18 protein-coding genes are annotated in these 20,520 nt (G+C 64.6%); 14 read left to right on the top strand and 4 right to left on the bottom strand.

All coding sequences use genetic code 11. From position 1 onward, the window contains the following. Positions 1–241 precede the first annotated feature (241 nt). Complete coding sequence (locus HV670_RS01705) at positions 242–658, top strand: guanyl-specific ribonuclease (RefSeq protein ID WP_175102880.1); 417 nt, start codon at positions 242–244, stop codon at positions 656–658. 2 nt (positions 659–660) lie between these two features. Further along, positions 661–1,212: a barstar family protein gene (locus HV670_RS01700; RefSeq protein WP_175102879.1), complete on the top strand. Its 552-nt coding sequence runs from the start codon at positions 661–663 to the stop codon at positions 1,210–1,212. Between the two features lie 20 nt (positions 1,213–1,232). Here the strand turns inward: HV670_RS01700 and HV670_RS01695 are convergent, their stop codons facing one another. Both HV670_RS01695 and HV670_RS01690 read right to left on the bottom strand, forming a co-directional pair. Further along, positions 1,233–1,976: a 16S rRNA (uracil(1498)-N(3))-methyltransferase gene (locus tag HV670_RS01695; RefSeq protein WP_175102878.1), complete on the bottom strand. Its 744-nt coding sequence runs from the start codon at positions 1,974–1,976 to the stop codon at positions 1,233–1,235. Between the two features lie 5 nt (positions 1,977–1,981). Further along, entirely contained in the window at positions 1,982–2,491 is a 510-nt protein-coding gene (locus tag HV670_RS01690; RefSeq protein WP_175102877.1) for a VOC family protein, read from the bottom strand. Between the two features lie 175 nt (positions 2,492–2,666). Here HV670_RS01690 and tkt point away from each other — a divergent pair, with 175 nt between their 5' ends. Both tkt and gap read left to right on the top strand, forming a co-directional pair. Further along, positions 2,667–4,715 (top strand): transketolase, encoded by a 2,049-nt coding sequence (gene tkt / locus HV670_RS01685; RefSeq protein WP_246256867.1) that lies wholly within the window; start codon positions 2,667–2,669, stop codon positions 4,713–4,715. A gap of 135 nt (positions 4,716–4,850) precedes the next feature. Beyond that, complete coding sequence (gene gap / locus HV670_RS01680) at positions 4,851–5,861, top strand: type I glyceraldehyde-3-phosphate dehydrogenase (protein ID WP_175102876.1); 1,011 nt, start codon at positions 4,851–4,853, stop codon at positions 5,859–5,861. A gap of 274 nt (positions 5,862–6,135) precedes the next feature. Here the strand turns inward: gap and fur are convergent, their stop codons facing one another. Continuing rightward, entirely contained in the window at positions 6,136–6,564 is a 429-nt protein-coding gene (gene fur, locus HV670_RS01675) for a ferric iron uptake transcriptional regulator (protein ID WP_175102875.1), read from the bottom strand. Between the two features lie 101 nt (positions 6,565–6,665). Here fur and HV670_RS01670 point away from each other — a divergent pair, with 101 nt between their 5' ends. From HV670_RS01670 to HV670_RS01625, 10 genes are all read left to right on the top strand, one after another. Then, positions 6,666–7,532, top strand: coding sequence for an outer membrane protein assembly factor BamE (locus HV670_RS01670; protein WP_175102874.1), 867 nt, complete (start codon positions 6,666–6,668; stop codon positions 7,530–7,532). After that, the gene (gene dapB, locus HV670_RS01665; protein WP_175102873.1) at positions 7,532–8,329 is read left to right on the top strand and encodes a 4-hydroxy-tetrahydrodipicolinate reductase; all 798 of its coding nucleotides are present in this window, start codon (positions 7,532–7,534) and stop codon (positions 8,327–8,329) included. Before HV670_RS01670 ends, dapB begins: the two co-directional genes overlap by 1 nt. A gap of 81 nt (positions 8,330–8,410) precedes the next feature. Further along, positions 8,411–9,097 (top strand): MotA/TolQ/ExbB proton channel family protein, encoded by a 687-nt coding sequence (locus HV670_RS01660; RefSeq protein WP_175102872.1) that lies wholly within the window; start codon positions 8,411–8,413, stop codon positions 9,095–9,097. Positions 9,098–9,111: 14 nt separating this feature from the next. After that, a complete protein-coding gene (locus HV670_RS01655) occupies positions 9,112–9,690 on the top strand; it encodes an ExbD/TolR family protein (protein WP_175102871.1) in 579 nt (192 codons plus the stop codon). Positions 9,691–9,804: 114 nt separating this feature from the next. Then, a complete protein-coding gene (gene leuS, locus HV670_RS01650) occupies positions 9,805–12,414 on the top strand; it encodes a leucine--tRNA ligase (protein WP_175102870.1) in 2,610 nt (869 codons plus the stop codon). A 14-nt stretch (positions 12,415–12,428) separates the two neighbouring features. Further along, a complete protein-coding gene (locus HV670_RS01645) occupies positions 12,429–12,989 on the top strand; it encodes an LPS-assembly lipoprotein LptE (RefSeq protein WP_175102869.1) in 561 nt (186 codons plus the stop codon). A gap of 12 nt (positions 12,990–13,001) precedes the next feature. Further along, positions 13,002–14,084, top strand: coding sequence for a DNA polymerase III subunit delta (gene holA, locus HV670_RS01640; protein ID WP_175102868.1), 1,083 nt, complete (start codon positions 13,002–13,004; stop codon positions 14,082–14,084). A 120-nt stretch (positions 14,085–14,204) separates the two neighbouring features. Further along, the gene (locus HV670_RS01635) at positions 14,205–15,458 is read left to right on the top strand and encodes a glutamate-5-semialdehyde dehydrogenase (RefSeq protein WP_246256911.1); all 1,254 of its coding nucleotides are present in this window, start codon (positions 14,205–14,207) and stop codon (positions 15,456–15,458) included. A gap of 12 nt (positions 15,459–15,470) precedes the next feature. Further along, positions 15,471–15,887, top strand: a complete 417-nt coding sequence (locus tag HV670_RS01630) for a CopD family protein (RefSeq protein WP_175102866.1) — start codon at positions 15,471–15,473, stop codon at positions 15,885–15,887. A gap of 304 nt (positions 15,888–16,191) precedes the next feature. Further along, on the top strand, positions 16,192–17,979 hold the full coding sequence (locus HV670_RS01625; protein ID WP_175102865.1) for a hypothetical protein: 1,788 nt from the start codon (positions 16,192–16,194) through the stop codon (positions 17,977–17,979). A 53-nt stretch (positions 17,980–18,032) separates the two neighbouring features. Here the strand turns inward: HV670_RS01625 and HV670_RS01620 are convergent, their stop codons facing one another. Further along, complete coding sequence (locus tag HV670_RS01620; protein ID WP_246256866.1) at positions 18,033–20,360, bottom strand: prolyl oligopeptidase family serine peptidase; 2,328 nt, start codon at positions 20,358–20,360, stop codon at positions 18,033–18,035. Between the last annotated feature and the right edge of the window lie 160 nt (positions 20,361–20,520).

Here is a 20,520-nt window from a genome sequence, read left to right as displayed (position 1 = left end):
GATCGCGACGCAGTCACAGCGCGCGCGCTGCCTACACTTCTTTTGGCCGGGATATCGGGACGGGCCGCGGTGCAAGCCGCGGCCCGCCTCATTTTCAGGCGCCGCGGCGCTGTTTCCTTTGTAAGTCAAACCTTTACACTTGCCAATCGAACGTTGATTCTGCGCGCGGTTAGGGATAACCTTACGCCTTCAGTGGTCGGCTCACGTCCGTTGCCGGCCATGCTTAGCTCGGGGATACGGGTTGACGGCTCGCAAGTGGCTTTCGCGCGGCGCGCGGTCGATACGCACGGTAGCGCTGGCTTTCGGCGTCTCGTCGGCATTGCTGGTCGGCGGCGCGCAGGCTCGCGATTCGAATGCGCAGACATCAGCGGTCGAGTCGGTTTCAGTGGCTCAATTGCCCCGCGAGGCTGCGCAGACGCTCGATGCGATTCGCGCGGGTGGTCCGTTCCGGTATTCGAAAGACGGTGGCATTTTCAAGAATTTCGAGCGCGAATTGCCCGCCCGTCCGCGCGGTTATTACCACGAGTACACGGTGACGACGCCGAAGTCGCGAGATCGCGGCGCGCGACGCATCGTTTGCGGCGGTCCGCCCCGAACTCTGGACGACTGCTACTACACGGGCGATCACTACCAGACCTTTCAACGGATTCTAGAATGACCATGAGCGACAACGTTCTAGCGCAAGACGCCGGTGTCGCAAACGACGTGTTCGGGATGAGCGACAACACCAACCTCTTTCAGCGTGTAATGTCGATGCGCGACGGCGGCCGGGAACGGTCGCTTCGTGAGATTCAACCCGACGAGCCGACCATGACTCTCTTCAAGACCGTGCGTCCGAACATCGTCCAGTCGATTCGGGCGTTTCGCGTGCCCGATCTCGCCGTCGAGGCCGCGCGCCTTGGCCACCACTTCCTCTACGCGTGGTGCGCGAACGCGCAGTCGAAAGCCGAAGTGCTCGAAACGATCGCGACTGAATTCCTGCTGCCGAAGCATTTCGGCAAGAACTACGACGCACTTTACGACTGCCTTACCGACATGGTCGACAAGGCCGGCGCGCAACCGGGCTTCGTCATCGTGCTCGAGGGCGTGCCGACGGCGGTGAAGTTCGACAAGGACGCACGCGAGACGCTGCTCGACGTGTTCCGCGAGGCGGCCGAGTTCTGGGCCGAGCGCAAGGTGGCGTTCCGGGTGTTCTATTCGTTCGCTGCCTGAGGGGTTGCCGCCGTTGGCGCTTACCATCCTCCCCAGCGCGTCGCCAGTGCGGCCAGCATCGCGAGGCCGGCTGTTTCGGTACGAAGAATCCTGCTGCCGAGGCTGATCGGCAGATAACCGGCCGCCAATGCGGCCGTTTCTTCGTCTGCGGAAAGACCCCCTTCGGGCCCGATCAGCAACTCCACCGGGACTGCGGGCGCCGCTTCCGGCAACAATTCGAGACTTCCCTGGGCACGCGGTGAAAGCATGAGGCGCAATGGCCCATCCGCCATGCCCTTGCTGTCGAGCCAGCGATCGAGTGGCGCGGGGGCATCGATTTGCGGAACCCGGTTGCGTCCGCACTGCTCGCAGGCTGCGCACGCGAGTGCGCGCCAATGCTCGGCGCGGCGCTGTGCGCGTTCGCCACTCAGGCGCACGACCGACCTCACGGTCACCAGCGGCACCACGCGCCGGACCCCGAGTTCGATCGCCTTTTCGATCAGCCAGTCCATCTTGTCGCCACCGGCAATGCCTTGCACAAGCGTCACGGCATAAGGGGGTTCGACTTCGCGCGCCTGGTGCTCGCCGAGCAGGGCGGCCGCGTGGCGCTTGCCGATCTCACCGAGCGTTGCGGGATATTCGCCGCCTGTGCCGTCGAACAGCGTCACGGCATCGCCGGTTTGCAGGCGCAGCACCTGGAGGTGCCGCACGACCTCTTCAGGCAATTCGACCGTCGCGCCCGACGCCAGCGCCTGCAACGGTGTCGCAATATGGAAGCGGGGCATGCGCGTCAGTTATCCGAGCCGGGCTGGCGGCCAGTCGGGCCCTTGCTCTTGTGAGCGAGCCCCCAGCGACAGCCGTCCGGGTCCTCGATCTGGCAGAAGCGGTCACCCCAGAACTGGTCGCCGGGCGGCAGCAGCGATTTGCCACCGGCCTCGACGGCCCGCGCATGGAGCGCATCGACATCGTCGACATAGAGATAAAACAACTGCGGCGCTTCCGCGCCGGCAGAACGCGGTGTTTTCGCGGTCGAGCCGAAGGCCCCTTCAGGCGCGAACATGATGACCAGCTCGCCACGGTGGGTCATCTCGACATGCATCGTGGCGCCGTCGTCGTCGACCGCCTCGCGGACCGCGAAACCGAACGCCTTTTCATAGAACACGCGGCTCGCCTGCGCATCGCGCACGGTCAGGTAGGGCGTGAGCCAGGGCACGCCGGCAGGGCGCGGGTCGGCAGCGCTGCCGCCGGTGCGGGGGCCGTCGGCGGGCGGCCCGCCATGGTCGGGATCGGGTGTGGCCATCGGTACTCCACGAAAGCTTGCAGCCGATAGTTTGCCATGCGAGCCCGCCAGATATCTCGCAAACCGCAAATCACCGTCATACCCATCTGGTAAAATCCGGTGCTTTGCCGCGCCCCATCGATGTTCCGATTGCGCCGCGGTGCATTCGCCCCCTGTTTCGATCCGGATTTCCGATATGACGACCACGTCTCTCAGCCCTTCCGCTCCCGTCGCTCCGAACGCCGCCTCGCGCATGGCCAATGCCATCCGTGCGCTCGCGATGGATGCGGTCCAGCAAGCCAATTCCGGTCACCCGGGCGCGCCGATGGGCATGGCCGATATCGCGGTCGCATTGTGGCATCGCCATCTGCGTCACAATCCGGCCAATCCGCACTGGCCCGACCGTGACCGTTTCGTGCTGTCGAACGGCCATGGCTCGATGCTGTTGTATGCGCTGCTGCACCTGAGCGGGTATGACTTGCCGATCGACGAGCTCAAGCGTTTCCGCCAGATGCACTCGAAGACGCCGGGTCACCCCGAATACGGCATGACCCCGGGCGTCGAGACGACCACCGGGCCGCTCGGTCAGGGTCTGGCGAACGCGGTCGGCATGGCGCTCGCCGAGGCGCTGCTCGCGCAGGAATTCAACGACGGCGACGACAGGATCGTCGACCACCACACCTATGTTTTCCTCGGCGACGGCTGCCTGATGGAAGGCATCTCGCACGAGGCCTGCTCGATCGCGGGCACGCTCAAGCTGTCCAAATTGATCGCGCTGTACGACGACAACGGCATCTCGATCGACGGCCACGTCGAGAACTGGTTTGCCGACGATACGCCCAAGCGTTTCGAAGCCTATGGCTGGCACGTGATCCCCGCTATCGACGGTCATGACATCGATGCGGTCGACGCGGCGATCAAGGCTGCCAAGACCTCCGACCGCCCGACGCTGATCTGCTGCAAGACGATCATCGGCAAGGGTGCACCGACCAAGTCGAACAGCCATGACTCACACGGCTCGCCGCTCGGCGCGCAGGAAATCGCGGCGACCCGTGCGGCGATCGGCTGGGAATACGAGCCCTTCGTGATTCCGCAGGACGTCTACGACAACTGGGACGCGAAGGCCTCGGGTGCGAAGCTCGAGACGGAGTGGACCGCGCGCTTCGCCGCCTACGCAGGTAAGCACCCGGCCCGCGCGATCGAATTCGAACGCCGGATGAAGGGCGAACTGCCGCGTGATTTCGCCGCGCAAGCGCAGGCCATCATCGATGCCGCGGTCGCGAAGGGCGAAACGATTGCTTCGCGCAAGGCTTCCCAACAGACACTCGACGGCCTCGCCGCGGCGTTGCCCGAACTGCTCGGCGGCTCGGCCGACCTGACCGGTTCGAACCTGACCAACTGGAAGGCGAGCAAGCCCGTGCGCGCGGGCCACGACGGCGCGATCCAGTGGGGCAATCATGTGAACTGGGGCGTACGCGAATTCGGCATGAGCGCGGCACTCAACGGCATCGCGCTGCACGGTGGCTACCTTCCGTTCGGCGGCACCTTCCTGACGTTCTCGGACTACAGCCGCAACGCGCTTCGCATGGCCGCGCTGATGAAGACCCGCTCGCTGTTCGTGTTCACGCACGACTCGATCGGCCTCGGCGAAGACGGTCCGACGCACCAGTCGATCGAACACGTCTCGAGCCTGCGCCTGATTCCGCACCTCGACGTCTGGCGTCCGGCCGACACGGTCGAAACCGCCGTCTCGTGGACCGAGTCGGCCGCGCATCATGGTCCGAGCGTGCTGATCTTCACGCGCCAGAACCTGCCGTTCAACGAACGCAGCGATCGCCAGGTCGAAGGGATCAAGAAGGGCGGTTATGTGCTCGTCGACTGGGATGAAGAGTTCGTCGCGCGCAAGCTGATCCTGATTGCAACCGGTTCGGAAGTCGAACTTGCCGTCAAGGCCATCGAACCGCTCAAGCAGGCGGGGATCGGCGCGCGCGTCGTCTCGATGCCCGCGACGACGGTGTTCGACCGTCAGGATGCGGACTGGAAGGAATTCGTGCTGCCCAAGGGCGTCGCGCGGGTCGCGATCGAAGCCGGTGTGACGAGCTTCTGGGCGAAGTACGTCGGGCTCGAGGGCGGCGTGGTCGGGATCGACACGTTCGGCGAATCGGCGCCCGCCGGCGAGCTGTTCAAGCATTTCGGCTTCACGGTGGAGAACGTTGTCGCGACCGCCAAACGGGTTCTGGGCTAAGGGTTCCCGGCGAAAGGGTTGCCGCCAGCCAGCTTGGCGACCCGTTAGCCGGTTTTGGGATAATGGTCTTGTGTTTCGGCGCGGCCCAGCCGGTTCAGGCGGGCGCGCTGTTTTTGACAATCAGGAGATAAGGACATGGCAATTCGCGTTGCAATCAACGGCTACGGCCGGATCGGCCGGAACACGCTGCGCGCTTTCTACGAGGAAGGCAAAAAGCACGATATCGAAATCGTTGCGATCAACGATCTCGGCAACGCGCATACCAACGCCCATCTGACCCAGTACGACACGGTGCACGGCAAGTTCCCGGGCACCATCACGGTCGACGGCGACTACATGGTCGTCAACGGCGATCGTATCCGCGTGCTGGCCAACCGCAACCCGGCCGAGCTGCCCTGGGGCGAGCTCAAGGTCGACGTGGTGCTCGAATGCACGGGCTTTTTCACGACGAAGGAAAAGGCCAGCGCACACATCAAGGGTGGTGCGAAGAAGGTCGTGATCTCGGCGCCGGGCGGCAAGGATGTCGACGCGACGATCGTCTACGGCGTGAACCACAAGACGCTCAAGAAAGAACACACGGTCATTTCGAACGCCTCGTGCACGACCAACTGCCTTGCCCCGCTCGTGCAGCCGTTGCATGAAAAGCTCGGCGTGGTGTCGGGTCTGATGACGACGATTCACTCGTACACGAACGACCAGGTGCTGACCGACGTCTACCACGAAGACCTGCGTCGTGCGCGCTCGGCCACGCAGAGCATGATCCCGACGAAGACCGGCGCGGCTTCGGCCGTCGGCCTCGTGCTGCCTGAACTCAACGGCAAGCTCGACGGTTACGCGATTCGCGTGCCGACGATCAATGTCTCGATCGTCGACCTGTCTTTTGTCGCCGCGCGCGAGACGACGGTCGAGGAAGTGAATCAGATCCTCAAGGACGCTTCGGAAGGTTCGCTCAAGGGCATTCTCGAATACAACACGCTGCCGCTCGTGTCGCACGACTTCAACCACAACCCGGCATCGTCGAGCTTCGACGCGACGCTGACCAAGGTTTCGGGCAATCTCGTGAAGGTCTCGAGCTGGTACGACAACGAGTGGGGCTTCTCGAACCGGATGCTCGACACGACGGTGGCGCTGGCGAAGGCGCAATAATTGGTGCGGTAAGTGACGCAACACCTGACGCAGCAAGCGGCACAGTAGAACGGTGCAATATCGGGCGCGTACCCCGTGCCCGATATTGCACCTGTGCCAACGACAAGGGCCCATCGAAACGGATGGGCCCTTGTATTTTCAGTCGCGCAGAAAGCTGCAATGCCCGGTAATGCGGGCGCCGCAGCCAAACGTGTAAGACTACGGCACTATGGGCCGGATCGGCACGCTCGCCATCCGGCAGATTCGGCGGATTCGGCCGAAGCGGCAGTGCCGTTCAGTGTTTCCGGTGCGGACAGTTCGTCTTGGTGCAGCCGCCGTAGAGCGCGAGCGCATGTTCGTGCAGCGCGAAGCCGCGCTCGTTGGCGATCGCCTGCTGGCGGCGCTCGATCTCGGCGTCGTAGAACTCTTCGACGCGCCCGCAATCGACGCAGACAAGGTGGTCGTGGTGGGTGCCTTCGTTGAGTTCGAACACGGCCTTGCCGGATTCGAAGTTGCTGCGGTTGAGCAGACCTGCCTGTTCGAACTGCGTGAGCACCCGGTAAACGGTCGCGAGACCGATGTCGAGCTCCTCGTGCAGCAGATGCCGGTAAACGTCTTCGGCGGTCAGATGACGGACATTGCTATTCTGGAATATCTCAAGGATTTTCAGGCGCGGCAGGGTCGCCTTGAGTCCGATATTTTTGAGATCGGCGGGATTGGTCATGGCTAGGCATCCCTAGAGTACAATACAAGGCCCCAATCATAATGGGTTTTCCTGGGCGGCATCAAAGATCTCGCGTCAACGAACGCGGAACAATGGGTGAAATGAGTTCAACATTCTTCAATCGTGGCTCGCGCCACGCGGGTTTCCTGATTGTCGCCGTCGTGAGTACCGTTGTTCTTGCCTCCTGCGAGACATATAACAACGCGACGCACAAGATCGTCGACCGGATGACGCCTTACCACCTGACGATCGAGCAGGGCAATTTCGTTGCGAATGAAACTGCCGCGAAGCTTCAGAAGGGGATGTCACGCGACCAGGTCAAGGCGCTGCTCGGCACGCCGCTGCTGACCGACGTATTCCACCAGGACCGCTGGGACTATATGTTCTCGTTCCGGCGCGGGCCGGTCGAGATCGTCGAGCAACGCGACCTGACGCTCTACTTCAACGGCGATTCGCTCGATCACTGGACCGGTGCCGAGAATCTTCCGAGCGAGCTGGAACTGCTTGCGGCGATCGACGGCGACAACAAGGCGAGCAATCTTTTGAGGCAGGAACGCGAAGATAAGGCCGCCGCTGCCGCGGCAGCTTCCGCCGCGGGTGAGGCCGCCTCCGCGCCTGCGGTCGTGGCGGCACCGGCATCCGGTGCGGCCGCTCCGGCCCCGAATGTCGCCGCGGCGAACGCCGCGAATGCGGCGACGTCGCTCGATACGACGCCGGCGCGCGATCAGAAGCCGGTTCCGAACGGTTCGCAAGTTCCGCAGCCGATCATCGGCGGCAATGTACAGACGCCGACCGGACAGCCCCAAATCAACCTCAAGCGGCCGCAACCGCCGCTGTACCAGGGTGCGACACAGACTAGCGGCTCGAGCGGTCTCGATCGCGTTCTCGGTGCGAGCGAGGCCGTGCCTGCGGGTGAGCCCGCGAGCGCGCCGTCCGCAGCGCCACCCGGATCCGGAAGCACGAACTGATGAAGATCGCAATTGCAGGTGCATCCGGCCGCATGGGCCGGATGCTCGTCGAAGCCGTGCTCGCCGATCCCGATGCACGGCTCTCGGGCGCACTCGACCGCGCCGGCAGCCCAGCACTCGGCCAGGATGCCGGTCTGTTCCTCGGCAGCAACACGGGCGTGGCGATCACGGACGACATCGAAGCTGTCTTGTCGCAATCTGAATATCTGATCGATTTCACGCGTCCCGAAGGCACGCTGGCCCATCTGGCAGTCGCCCGGCGCCATGGCGTGAAGATGATCGTCGGCACGACGGGTTTCGGCGAAGCACAGAAGGCCGAGCTTGCCGCCGCCGCGCAGTCCTTGGCGATCGTGTTCGCGCCGAACATGAGCGTCGGCGTCAATGTGACGTTCAAGCTGCTCGACCTCGCCGCGCAATACCTGTCGACTGGCTACGATATCGAGATCATCGAGGCGCATCACCGGCACAAGATCGATGCTCCGTCGGGCACCGCGCTGCGCATGGGCGAAGTGATCGCCAAGGCGCTCGGGCGCGACTTGTCGAAGGTGGCGGTCTACGGACGTGAGGGCGTGACGGGTGCGCGCGATCCGTCGACGATCGGATTCGCGACGGTGCGCGGCGGCGATATTGTCGGCGACCACACCGCGCTGTTCGCGGGCGACGGCGAGCGCATCGAGATCTCGCACAAATCGTCGAGCCGCAAGAGTTACGCAAACGGCGCGCTGGTCGCCGCGCGTTTCCTGGCCGACAAGTCGCAGGGCCTGTTCGATATGCAGGACGTGCTCGGCCTGCGCTGAGTCCGGCTGCATCGGGCCCGCTCATTTGGCCTAATGCGTTGAGCCGGCAACGGCTCTGATCTCCATCCACGGAGCCGTTGAATGGGCGAAACCGGCGTCATCCATTTTCTGCGCACCGGCGATGCCGTCACCCATGCGGTCGCCTGGCTGCTGCTCGCGATGTCAATCGCGAGCTGGTGCTTCCTGCTGGTCAAAGGCTGGATACTGCTTCGCGCACGGCGCCAGGCGCCTCGTGCGGTCGCTGCGTTCTGGCAGGCGCCGTCGCTCGGTGAAGGGGTGAGCGCGTTGCGCCACGCCGATGCCGAGCGCGTCTTCACGCCGCTTGCCGAAGCGGCACTCCATGGTATCGAAGCGGATGTCCCGGGCGTCCTGCTGTCGCGCGTCGAGCACGGCGATCGTGTGATGCGCGGCCTGCGGCATGCCCTGCAACGTTCCCAGCGCCGGCTCGAGTTCGGCCAGGTCCTGCTTGCCTCGATCGGCAGCACTGCGCCGTTCATCGGCTTGCTCGGCACCGTCTGGGGGATCTACCATGCGCTCGGCAGCATTGCCTCGACCGGGCAGGCCTCGATTGACAGCGTCGCGGGCCCGGTCGGCGAGACGCTGATCATGACCGCCTTCGGCCTCGTCGTGGCGATTCCCGCGGTGCTCGCCTACAACATCCTCGGACGCCAGGTGCGCCAGCTCGGCGAGGACCTCGACGGCTTTGCGCGCGACCTCCATGCGCTTGCCTGTGCGCCGGCGGCCGCGATCCCGCGCGCGAAGCCCTGAACGGAGGCCTGGCGATGGCATTTGGCAGTTTCGGTCAGGACGAGCGCAGCGCGCCCATGTCCGATATCAATATGACCCCGCTGATCGACGTGATGCTGGTGCTGCTCGTGATCTTCATCATCACGGCGCCGCTGCTCACGCACGCGGTCAAGCTCGACCTGCCGCGCGCGACGGCGGCCTCGGCGCCCGACACCGCGCAGACGGTTGCCCTGTCGATCGACGCGAGCGGCCAGCTGTTCTGGAACCGCGACCCGCTCAGCGAGGCCCAGTTGCGCAGCCGTTTCGCCGCGGCGGGCAAGCAGGCATCCGTGCCTGAGATCCATTTGCGCGCCGATCGCGCGACGCGCTATGAGACGATCGCCCGCGTCATGGCCGATGCCCAGCGTGCGGGGCTCTCGCGCATCGGCTTCGTGACGCTGCCCGACGTCGATCAAAAAGAGGACGAAGGCGGGGGAGCCGGGGCGGCCGCATCCGTCACACCCGCCGCGCCGGCAGCACCCGTGGCACCATCCGCGGCAACACCGGCGGCAACACCGGCGGCAACACCGGCGGCAACACCGGCGGCCGCATCCGGCGCGATACCCAGGCAATAGGCCGGTGCAAGCGTGCCGGCGACGGCGCGACGGTATAATTGCGGCTTGCCCTATTTTTTTCGCGCGCTTTCCTTTTACGGCGCGCGGCCCTCGCGTACCACCCGACCATCCGCCATGCAAGAAAAGTACGTTCCCGCTGACGTCGAAGCCGCCGCGCAATCCGAATGGCGCGAGCACGATGTCTATAAGGCCGTCGAATCTCCCGATCCGGCCAACAAGTTCTACTGCGTGTCGATGCTGCCCTATCCGTCGGGCAAGCTGCACATGGGGCATGTGCGCAACTACACGATCAACGATGTGATGGTGCGCTATCACCGCATGCTGGGCCGCAACGTGCTGATGCCGATGGGCTGGGATGCGTTCGGGATGCCGGCCGAGAATGCGGCGATGGCCAACAACGTGCCGCCCGCGAAATGGACCTACGACAACATCGCTTACATGAAGAAGCAGATGCAGTCGATGGGCCTGGCGATCGACTGGTCGCGCGAAGTCACGACTTGCAAGCCCGACTATTACAAGTGGAATCAGTGGCTGTTCCTCAAGCTGCTCGAAAAAGGCATCGTCTACAAGAAGACCGGCACCGTCAACTGGGACCCGGTCGACCAGACCGTGCTCGCCAACGAGCAGGTGATCGACGGTCGCGGCTGGCGTTCGGGCGCGACGATCGAGAAGCGCCAGATCCCGATGTACTACATGCGGATCACCCAGTACGCCGATGAACTGCTCGACGACCTCGATGGCCTCGGCTGGCCCGAGCGCGTGAAGGTCATGCAACAGAACTGGATCGGCAAGAGCTTCGGGGTCAATTTCGGTTTCCCGTACGAGATCGATGGCGAGGCGCAGCTGCTGCGCGTGTTCACGACGCGTGCCGACACGGTGATGGGCGTGACCTTCGTCGCGGTTGCGGCCGAACATCCGCTGGCGACGCGTCTTGCGCGGAACAAGCCGGATCTCCAGCAGTTCATCGAGGAATGCAAGCGCGGCGGTGTCGCCGAAGCCGATATTGCGACGATGGAAAAGAAGGGGCGCCCGACGGGCTTCTTCGTCACCCATCCGCTGACGCAGGACCGGGTCGAAGTCTGGATCGGCAACTACGTGCTGATGAGCTACGGCGAGGGCGCCGTGATGGGTGTGCCTGCGCACGACGAACGCGATTTCGCGTTCGCACTCAAGTATGCGCTGCCTGTGCGGCAGGTCGTCGGTGTGGAGGGCGAGACGTTTTCGAGCATGGTCTGGGCCGACTGGTATGCCGACAAGGAGAAGGGGCGCCTCGTCAACAGCGGCAAGTACGACGGCCTCACGAGCAAGGAAGCGATCGATGCGATCGCGGCCGATCTCAAGGAACTCGGCCTCGGCGACAAGCAGGTCACGTGGCGCCTGCGTGACTGGGGTATCTCGCGGCAACGTTACTGGGGCACGCCGATTCCGCTGATCCACTGCGATCATTGCGGCGATGTGCCGGTGCCCGAAGCCGACCTGCCGGTCGTGCTGCCCGAGAACCTCGTGCCGGACGGCACAGGCAATCCGCTCGCGAAGTCGGCCGAGTTCCTCAACGTCGCCTGTCCGAAGTGCGGCGCGCCCGCGCGCCGCGAGACCGACACGATGGACACCTTCGTCGACTCGTCATGGTACTTCTACCGGTACGCCTGTCCGGACGCGGCAAACATGGTCGATGCGCGCACCGACTACTGGATGCCGATGGACATGTACATCGGCGGGATCGAGCATGCGATTCTCCACCTGCTGTACTCGCGTTTCTGGGCCAAGGTCAGCCGTGATCTCGGCCTGATCAATTTCGGCGAACCGGCGGCGAACCTGCTCACGCAGGGCATGGTGCTCAACGGCACCTACTATCGCGAAGACAATTCCGGCAAGCGCGTCTGGTACAACCCGCTCGACGTGACGGTCACGCCGACCGGCGCGACGCTCAAGGCCGATGGCGAGCCGGTGATCGTCGGCGGTATCGAGAAGATGTCGAAGTCCAAGAACAATGGCGTCGATCCGCAATCCCTGATCGACTCATACGGGGCGGACACCGCGCGGCTGTTCACGATGTTCGCCGCGCCACCCGAGCAAAGCCTCGAATGGGCCGATTCGGGTGTCGAGGGGGCGAGCCGTTTCCTGCGCCGCCTCTGGCATTTCGGTTTCAATCATCGCGAGGTGCTCGCGAGCGCGAAGTCGGACCGCGCGGCCCTGCGCGCCGCCTCGCTCAGCGATGCCCAGAAGACCTTGCGCCGCGAGATCCACAGCGTGCTCAGGCAGGCCGAGTTCGACTATCAGCGCATCCAGTACAACACCGTGGTGTCAGCCGCGATGAAGATGCTCAACGCGATCGAAGGCGCGAAGGATGCGATCGAGGGCCCGCACGGTCCGGCCGTCCTGCGCGAATCGTACGGCCTCCTGCTGCAGGTGCTCTATCCTGTGGTTCCGCACGTGAGCGTCACGCTCTGGAACGAACTCGGCTATCGCAGCGAGTTCGGCAGTGACCTGCTCGATACGCGCTGGCAGGGGGTCGACGAGAAGGCGCTCGATGTCTCGGAGGTCGAACTCGTGCTGCAGATCAACGGCAAGGTGCGCGGTGCGCTGACGGTGGCAAAGGATGCGACGCGCGAAGTCATCGAGCAGGCGGCGATCGCGCACGAGATGTTCGAACGCTTCGGCAATGGCCAGGCACCGAAGAAGGTGATTGTCGTGCCGGGCCGTCTGGTCAACGTGGTGGTTTGATTGAGGGAGCGAGCGTGATCCGGCTAATGTTTTCCGCGGTAGTCGCCGCGTGCGTGCTGTCCGCTTGCGGTTTCCAGTTGCAGGGGCATGCGGACTACCCGTTCAAGAAGCTCTACATCTCGTCGACCGGCAGCCGTGAAATGACGGCACTGCTCAAGCGCAAGATCGAGGCGGGCACCGACACGAAAATCCTGAAGGACGCGAAAGAGGCGAAGGATGCGGATGCCGTGCTGTCGATCACGGAAGGTCGCGGCCAGGCCACGCTGAGCCTGAATGCCGAGGGCATCGTGGAGGAATATGAGCTCGATCTCACCGTGGCCTACCAGTTGACCGGGAGGAACGGCACGGTCCTGATTCCGGCGTCGAATATCTCGCTGAACCGTTCGATGACCTACAACAACGAGTTCGCGCTCGCCAAGCAGGCCGAAGCGGACCTGCTCTATCGCGATATGGAGCACGACGCGGTCGATCAGCTGATGCGCCGGCTCGCGGTCGTGCATACCCTGGAGCCGGGCGAGGAGCCCGCCGTGCCGGCGATCAATCGCAGGGCGCCGCTGCCGACGCCGCCGCTCTGAGCGGGGACATCGATGCAACTGCGCGCGGATTCGCTCAGCGGCCATCTGGCGAAGGGCCTGGGTCGGCTCTATACCGTCTATGGCGACGAGCCGCTGCTCGTGCAGGAGACGCTCGACGCCCTGCGCGCGGCCGGGCGCGCGGCGGGCTTCACCGAACGCAATGTGTTCACCGCCGAGCGGGGTTTCGACTGGAGCACGCTGCTCGGTGCTAGCCAGTCGATGTCCCTGTTCGGTGATCGCCAGCTTGTCGAGTTGCGCATCCCGACCGGCAAACCAGGCAAGGACGGCGCCGAGGCGCTCCAGCAACTCGCGAAAATGGCCGGCGACGATGTGCTCACGCTGATCAGCTTGCCGAGACTCGACGCCGCGACGCAGAAGACGAGCTGGTTCGGCATGCTGCTCAACGAGGGCATCGCGATCAAGATCGACAAAGTCGAGCGGGCGCAACTGCCGGGCTGGATCGGCCAGCGGCTCGCCGCGCAAGGGCAGAAGCTCGCGCCCGGTGAAGCGGGGCGTCGGGCGCTCGAATTCATTGCCGAGCGTGTCGAAGGCAATCTGCTCGCCGCGTATCAGGAAATCCAGAAGCTCGCGCTGCTGCACCCGGCCGGCGTGCTCGATCTCGAATCGGTGCAGGATGCGGTGCTCAATGTCGCGCGCTATGACGTCTTCAAGCTCAACGAGGCCGTACTGGCGGGTGATGTCGGGCGCACCGCGCGCATGCTCGACGGTCTCAAGGGTGAAGGCGAAGCCGCGGTCCTCGTGCTTTGGGCGTTGACCGAGGAAGTCCGTACGCTGCTGCGGGTCAAGCGGGGAATCGCGGCCGGCAAGCCGCTCGCGACCCTGTTGCGCGAGAACCGGGTCTGGGGGCCGCGCGAGCGGCTGATCGGGCCGGCGCTGTCGCGTGTCAGCGAAGCCGCGCTCGAACGCGGCCTCGAGCTTGCGGCCCGACTCGACCGCCAGGTCAAGGGGCTCAGCGGCATCGGAGGCACGCGACGCGGAGCGGCGATCGCGGGCGAGCTGCCGCCGGCCGATCCCTGGGCGGGCCTCTTTGAACTCGCCATGACGGCCATGACGGCGCCAGCGCGAACGGCATAGAAAACGGCATAGAATCAACCAACCGGCGGCACCGGCTGCCGGGTGAATATGGGTGTGAAGATGGGTGTGAACGAACAAGTATCGGCGCGCGAATCCGCGACGGGCGATGTCGACGAATACATGGATGCGCTCGGCCGCCGTGCACGGGCCGCGTCCCGCGCGATCGCGCGTGCCGGTACGGCCGTCAAGAATGCCGCGCTGGTGGCGATCGCCAAAGCCATCGAACGCGATGCGCCGGCCCTGCGCGAAGCCAATGCGCGTGACGTCGAACGCGCGCGCGCGAACGGCCAGGATCCCGCTTTCATCGATCGCCTGACGCTGTCGGACAAGGCGCTCAAAAGTATGATCGAGGGCCTTCATCAGGTGGCGGCCTTGCCCGATCCCGTCGGCGAGATCGGCAACCTCAAGTTCCGTCCGACCGGCATCCAGGTCGGCCAGATGCGCGTGCCGCTCGGCGTGATCGGCATCATCTACGAGTCGCGCCCGAACGTGACGATCGATGCGGCCGCGCTGTGCCTGAAGTCCGGCAATGCGACGATCCTGCGCGGCGGCTCGGAAGCCATCGAAAGCAATACCGCGCTTGCGCGCGCGATTGGCGAAGGTCTCGCCGCGGCCGGCTTGCCCGCCGATGTCGTGCAGGTCGTCGAGACGACCGACCGTGCGGCCGTCGGCAAGCTGATCACGATGACCGGCTACGTCGACGTGATCGTGCCGCGTGGCGGCAAGAGCCTGATCGCCCGGCTCATGGCCGATGCGCGGGTCCCGATGATCAAGCACCTCGACGGCATCTGCCATGTCTACGTCGACGATCGCGCGGATCTCGACAAGGCTCTGACGATCACCGACAACGCCAAGACTCATCGCTACGGCACCTGTAACACGATGGAGACGCTGCTCGTCGCACGCGGCATCGCGGAGCGTGCACTGCCTGTGCTCGGTAGGCGGTTTGCCGAAAAGCAGGTCGAGCTGCGCGCCGATCCGGCGAGCAAGGCGATCCTGCAGGCCGCGGGCATCGAGCGCGTCGTCGAGGCGACGCCCGAAGACTGGTCGACCGAATATCTCGCGCCGATTCTCGCCGTCAAGGTCGTCGACGGTCTCGACGAGGCGATCGACCATATCAACCAGTACGGTTCGGCCCATACCGATTCGATCGTCACCGAAGATCACGACCGCGCGATGCGCTTCCTGCGCGAAGTCGATTCGGCCAGCGTGATGGTCAACGCATCGACGCGCCTCGCCGATGGTTTCGAGTTCGGTCTCGGTGCGGAGATCGGCATCTCGAACGACAAGCTTCATGCACGCGGGCCGGTCGGGCTCGACGGCCTGACCTCGCTCAAATACGTTGTGCTCGGGCACGGCGAAGTCCGGCAATAGGCGGCGCGCGCGATGCTCTGGATCAAGGCGCTGCACATCGTTTTTGTCGCTTCGTGGTTTGCCGGTCTGTTCTATCTGCCGCGAATTTTCGTGAATCTTGCCATGGAGACGGAGCCCGCGGCGATCGCCCGGCTGCTCCTGATGGCGCGCAAGCTGTTCCGCTTCATGACCATCCTGGCGGTGCCGGCGCTCGCATTCGGGCTCTGGCTATATGTCGGCTATGGCATCGGGCAGAAGCAGGGGTGGATGGACGCGAAACTCAGCATCGTGGTCCTGCTGATCGCCTATCACATCGCCTGTGGCCGCCTGCTCAAACGCTTTGAACGCGGCGAGAACATGCGTCCGCACCGCTGGTACCGGTTCTTCAACGAACTGCCGGTGCTCGGCCTGCTCGCGGTCGTGATGCTCGTGGTGGTCAAGCCGTTCTGAGCGCGGGAGCTCTCGGGGCGCAGAGCAGAAAGGACGCCATGGCTGTGCGTATTAACCTCAGGGGCGAAAAATAGCTCGACTGCGCGTTTCGAATTGCTTGCGAAGTTTCGCCGCTGCCGGTTACACTTTGTAACAAAATGTACCAGTTGCGGCATCTCAGCCTCCTTGTCGTGCTGTCCTTGTAGTGCGGTCTTTGTAGTGCGGTCTTTGTCGCGCTGCTTTTGCCGCGCAGCTTTGTCTTGGCGGGTGCACAGGGTCCTGGTCGTTTTCCGAGTCAACTCGAAATTCCTCACAAGGACCTACCATGGGCAGTCCAGGATTGCTGGCGATCGTCACGCCCGCCGAATTCAGAAAGCGCACCTCGCTGAGGCTGAGCAGTCGGAGCGGCACCACGCTGGCCTTGGACAAGGCCTACGACGACTATTATTCCACCCGCTCGGAAGAGAACAGAAAGGCGCTCTATGCGCAACTGAGCGCGTACCGCAAGGCGCATGGCGGTTCGTGGAACAAATGCGACCGCAACGCCGTCAGCGGTGGCTTGCTGGAGTATCTCCACAACACGACGTACTCCGGGGCCTTGAGTCCGGCGGCGGCGGCGGCACTCGACAAAAAGGTGGCAGCCAACATCCGTGACGTGGAGATTCCGCATGCCCGTTACGGCGTGCTGTACTTGCTGGGCAACGTCAGGCTCGAGATGGACCCCGTGGGAATGGCCATCGAGGGCGCCGGCCTGATAGGCGGAGCGATCGGCGCTGGCGTGACCACCCATTTCAACGAACTCGGTAGCGCCACGAAAGGGACGCGTGCTGCCCTGACCGTGAAAGGCCAGGGTGTTTCGGCACCTCGGCTCGCGTGGATGGGCGCCAAGGCGGTGGATGCGCTAGGGAAGGACGGCATCGAGTCGGCGGTCGCCGCGGCGACGAAGCCCGCCGCTGCCCCCGCGCCGGCGGTCTCTTTCGAGAGCACTGTCGCCAACGCCCTGCCCCTCACCGCGACCGCGCTAAGGATAGCCTCGCTCGGCCTGTCGACGCAGTGGAACAAGAACAAATACCTCGGCGCCGTAGCCTACGTGGGTGCCGCGGCTGTTGCAGTGCCGGCGACGGCGCTCGCCGCGGTGGGGGATGCCGGATTCGTGCTGTGGGAGAAGCTGAAGAAGGCGTTCGACAAGCTGAGCCAGATACTGATGACCGCCTGGCGGGCACGCTACGACCTGTCGATCGCGGAGAAACTGGGCATGCTCCTCAAGAAGGGCGTCGTCATAGCGATAGACCTCATCATGAAGAATGCCGTGCCCTTCCTCAGCGGTGCCGTCGACATCGGCACGGGCGTGGTGCGCACGATCAGCGAGGCCTGCACTCGCATCGCTTCGTGGAACGATCGCCGCCACATTCGCATCCGGTCCGGCCACCCGGAAGAGATCGCCAATTCGATCGAGCACGAGATGACTTTGGGCGTCTGCGGCGGATTGGGCGCGATACTGAAGGGTGCGAGCAGCGTGGCCCTGAGCGTGTTCCTGCCCGGCCTCGGCAGCCTGGTGTCGGCGGTGATATCGGCCGTCGAGTGGCTGGTCAAGCTTTTCAGCCGCCTGGCCGAACAGTTCGCCATCGAGCGTTTCCTCGAGCAAGCGCGCAAATACTACGAAGACGAGGTGAAGCGCTCGACCCTGGTCGACGGGGTCCGTCAACCCAACACCGAGCCAGGCTCCCTGATCACGAACGACAAGAAGTTCGCCGACTTCTTCCGGGAGGGCTGCAACGCCAGCCCGCTGATCCCGATGCTGACGCTCAACGCGGGACTCGGCGGCAGCCTATGGACGATGATCGAGCTGTTCGATACCAACGGCGCGCAGTCGACCACCTTGCACCGTGGCCGCAAGGAGTTCGACATCGGAGGTGACTACTTCAGCCGCCTGAAATACTACTCGGTCAACTATATGAAAAAGAGCGGGTTCAAGATCATGCCGATGGCGACGGGCGACAAGGGCGTGGCCGGCTTCCTGACTCACGCCCAGGGCACCCAGAAGACGGGGCCGCGAAGCCATGTGGCGCCCGCCAGCTGGGGCGGTCGGGCGGTGTCCGCCCTGGCGGGCTGAACGACGGCGTGCATCCGCTGTTGAAGCGGTTGCACGAGCCCGGTCACAGTCGATTAGCGGCCGATCGTTTCCCACAGGAACCGGTACACGAGTGCCGTACTGCGCGCGGCATCGCGTGGATCGGGCGTGGCGCTGTGACCTCCCTGCGTTTCCTCGTAGTACCAGACGTGCGGATGCCCCATGGCCTGCATCTTTGCGGCCATCTTGCGCGCGTGCGCCGGGTGGACGCGGTCGTCCCCCGCGGACGAAGTCAGCAGGATCGGCGGATAGCTGACGTCCGCCGCGACCCGGTGATAGGGCGAATAAGCGGACAGGAATCGGGCGTCGTCGGGCTTGTCGGGATCGCCGTATTCCTCGATCCACGAGGCACCTGCGAGCAGTGTGTGAAAGCGCTGCATATCGAGCAGGGGCACTTCGCAGATGACCGCGCCGAACAAGCCGGGATGCCGGACCATGCATGCCGCGACGAGCAGGCCGCCATTGCTGCCGCCCTGGATCGCCAGTTGCCGTGCGGTCGTGAATCCTTGGTCGACCAGCGCCTGCGCGACCGCAACGAAATCGTCGAAGGCGACCGACCGCTTCTCGCGAAGGGCGGCACGATGCCACTCGGGGCCGTATTCGCCGCCGCCGCGGATGTTCGCAACCACATACACGCCACCCTGCTCGAGCCAGCCCATGCCGGCGGTGCTCGCATACGAAGGTTCGAGCGCGATCTCGAAACCGCCATAGCCATAGAGCAGGCACGGCGCCGCGCGGCGAGTGCCGGCTTCGATGAGTTCGCGCTTGCCGACCACCCAATAGGGGACGGCGGTGCCGTCAGGCGCACGCGCACTGGCGCGAATCACGGTCATGCCGGAAGCATTGAACGAGGCGGGCAATTGCTGGATCCACTTGCGTTCGGCGAGGTCCGTGGCGCGCGCGTCGCCGAGCCAGAGAGTCGGCGGTTCGAGGTAGTGGTTGCTCATCAGGAACAGCGTGTCGTCGAGCATGTCGTCGATGAACCAGACCGAAGTCTCGCTGTCCGCATCGACCGGCAACTCGCGAAACGCGTGGACCTGGGGATCGATGGACGCATGCGCCGCGGCGATGAAGGCGCCGGCACCCGGCGTGGCGTCGGCACTGATCGCGCCGGCGGCAAACGCCATCGCGCCCGAGGCGGCGGACGCGCTCTCGAACGCCGTGATTTCGACATCGGCCACGGGGGGCTTCCAGAAACGCGTGCGCGTCAGCAAGTCGTCGCTATAGCTGATCGCAGCCCACTCCTTGCCGGTTTCGAAACCCGCGAGCGCGGTCTTGTCCGTCGGCGTGAACAATGGCAGGAAGCTGCGCTTGCCTTCGAGGAACGCGTCCTCGGGGATCGCGAGCAGGCAGCCACCGCGGTGCGTCGCCCCGCCGACGGTCCAGTCGCGGCTCGGTGCGATCATGAGCCACTTTTTCCAGGTGTAGACATCCGCATCGAGCGGCACCTCGTATTGCCGCCACGTGTCGCCATCGAGCCAGCTGGTCGTCCCTTCCTCGAACGTGATGCTGCGCATCGCGAAATGCCGACGGCTCTCGATGTCGAACGAGGCCGATGCGGAGATATCGCCCGGCAGGCAACTGAACACCACCGGGGCGTCCTCGAGTGCGGTGCCGCGCGACCAACGCCTGACTTCGCGCGGATAACCCGACTGGGTGACGCTTGGATGGGCCGGGTCGCCGCCGCTCGCGTCCCACTCGAAATAGATCGTGTCGCGATCGATCCAGCTTGCGTGATGCTTGCCGTCGGTCTCGACATTGAAGCCGTCGTCGACGAAGGTGAGCGCGACCAGGTCGAATTCGCGGACCACGATCGCATCGCCTCCTCCTGGCGAAAGAAAGAGCAGCGCACGCTCGCGATCCGGGTAGTGCACCGAGGCGCCGTGCCACGACCAGTCGACGTCCTCGTCTTCGCTGAGTTCGTCGAGGTCCAGCAGCGTCTGCCAGTGCGGTGTGCCGGCGAGCCAGTCCGCCCAGCCGCAGCGGCGCCAGATGCCGAGCGGGTGCGCTTCGTCCTGGCGGAAGTCGTGCGCCCACTTGCCATGTCGCGTCGGCACCACGAGCTGGTCGGGCGACAGAGCGTCGTCGACGAGGCGCTGGACAAGCGTCTCGAAGGCCTCGCCGTGGGCATAGGCGTGCAATGTGCGCGCATTCTGCAAGGCGACCCATTGCGCGACCTCGGGCGTCTCGCTTTGTTCGAGCCAGCCATGGGGATCGTCGCCGGCGGGCCAGGCCGGCGGGGTGTCGCGCGCTTCGCCGACTGAAGCGGGGGCGTCGGACGACGGCGGGGTCGGGGAAAGCCTCGGGGGAAGACTCGGGGGCAGCGCAGGGGGCAGAATCGGCATGAAAAAGTGTTCACTCACATTGGATGTACCTCCGGCATGGTCGCATAAGCCGGGATACGGGGGGGAATGGCGGTCAAACGGGACCCCGGCTCGACACCCCTCGAACCGGATGAGCACTCGCCAAGACTCGATGCACCGGGACACGGAGGTGTCGAACGTTTGGGTTAAAATCCCAGGC

The sequence above is a fragment of the Pararobbsia alpina genome (genome assembly GCF_902859895.1).
GTDB lineage: Bacteria > Pseudomonadota > Gammaproteobacteria > Burkholderiales > Burkholderiaceae > Pararobbsia > Pararobbsia alpina.
Note: the sequence above shows the minus strand (reverse complement) of the source record. Positions and strands in the feature narration are given on the sequence as shown.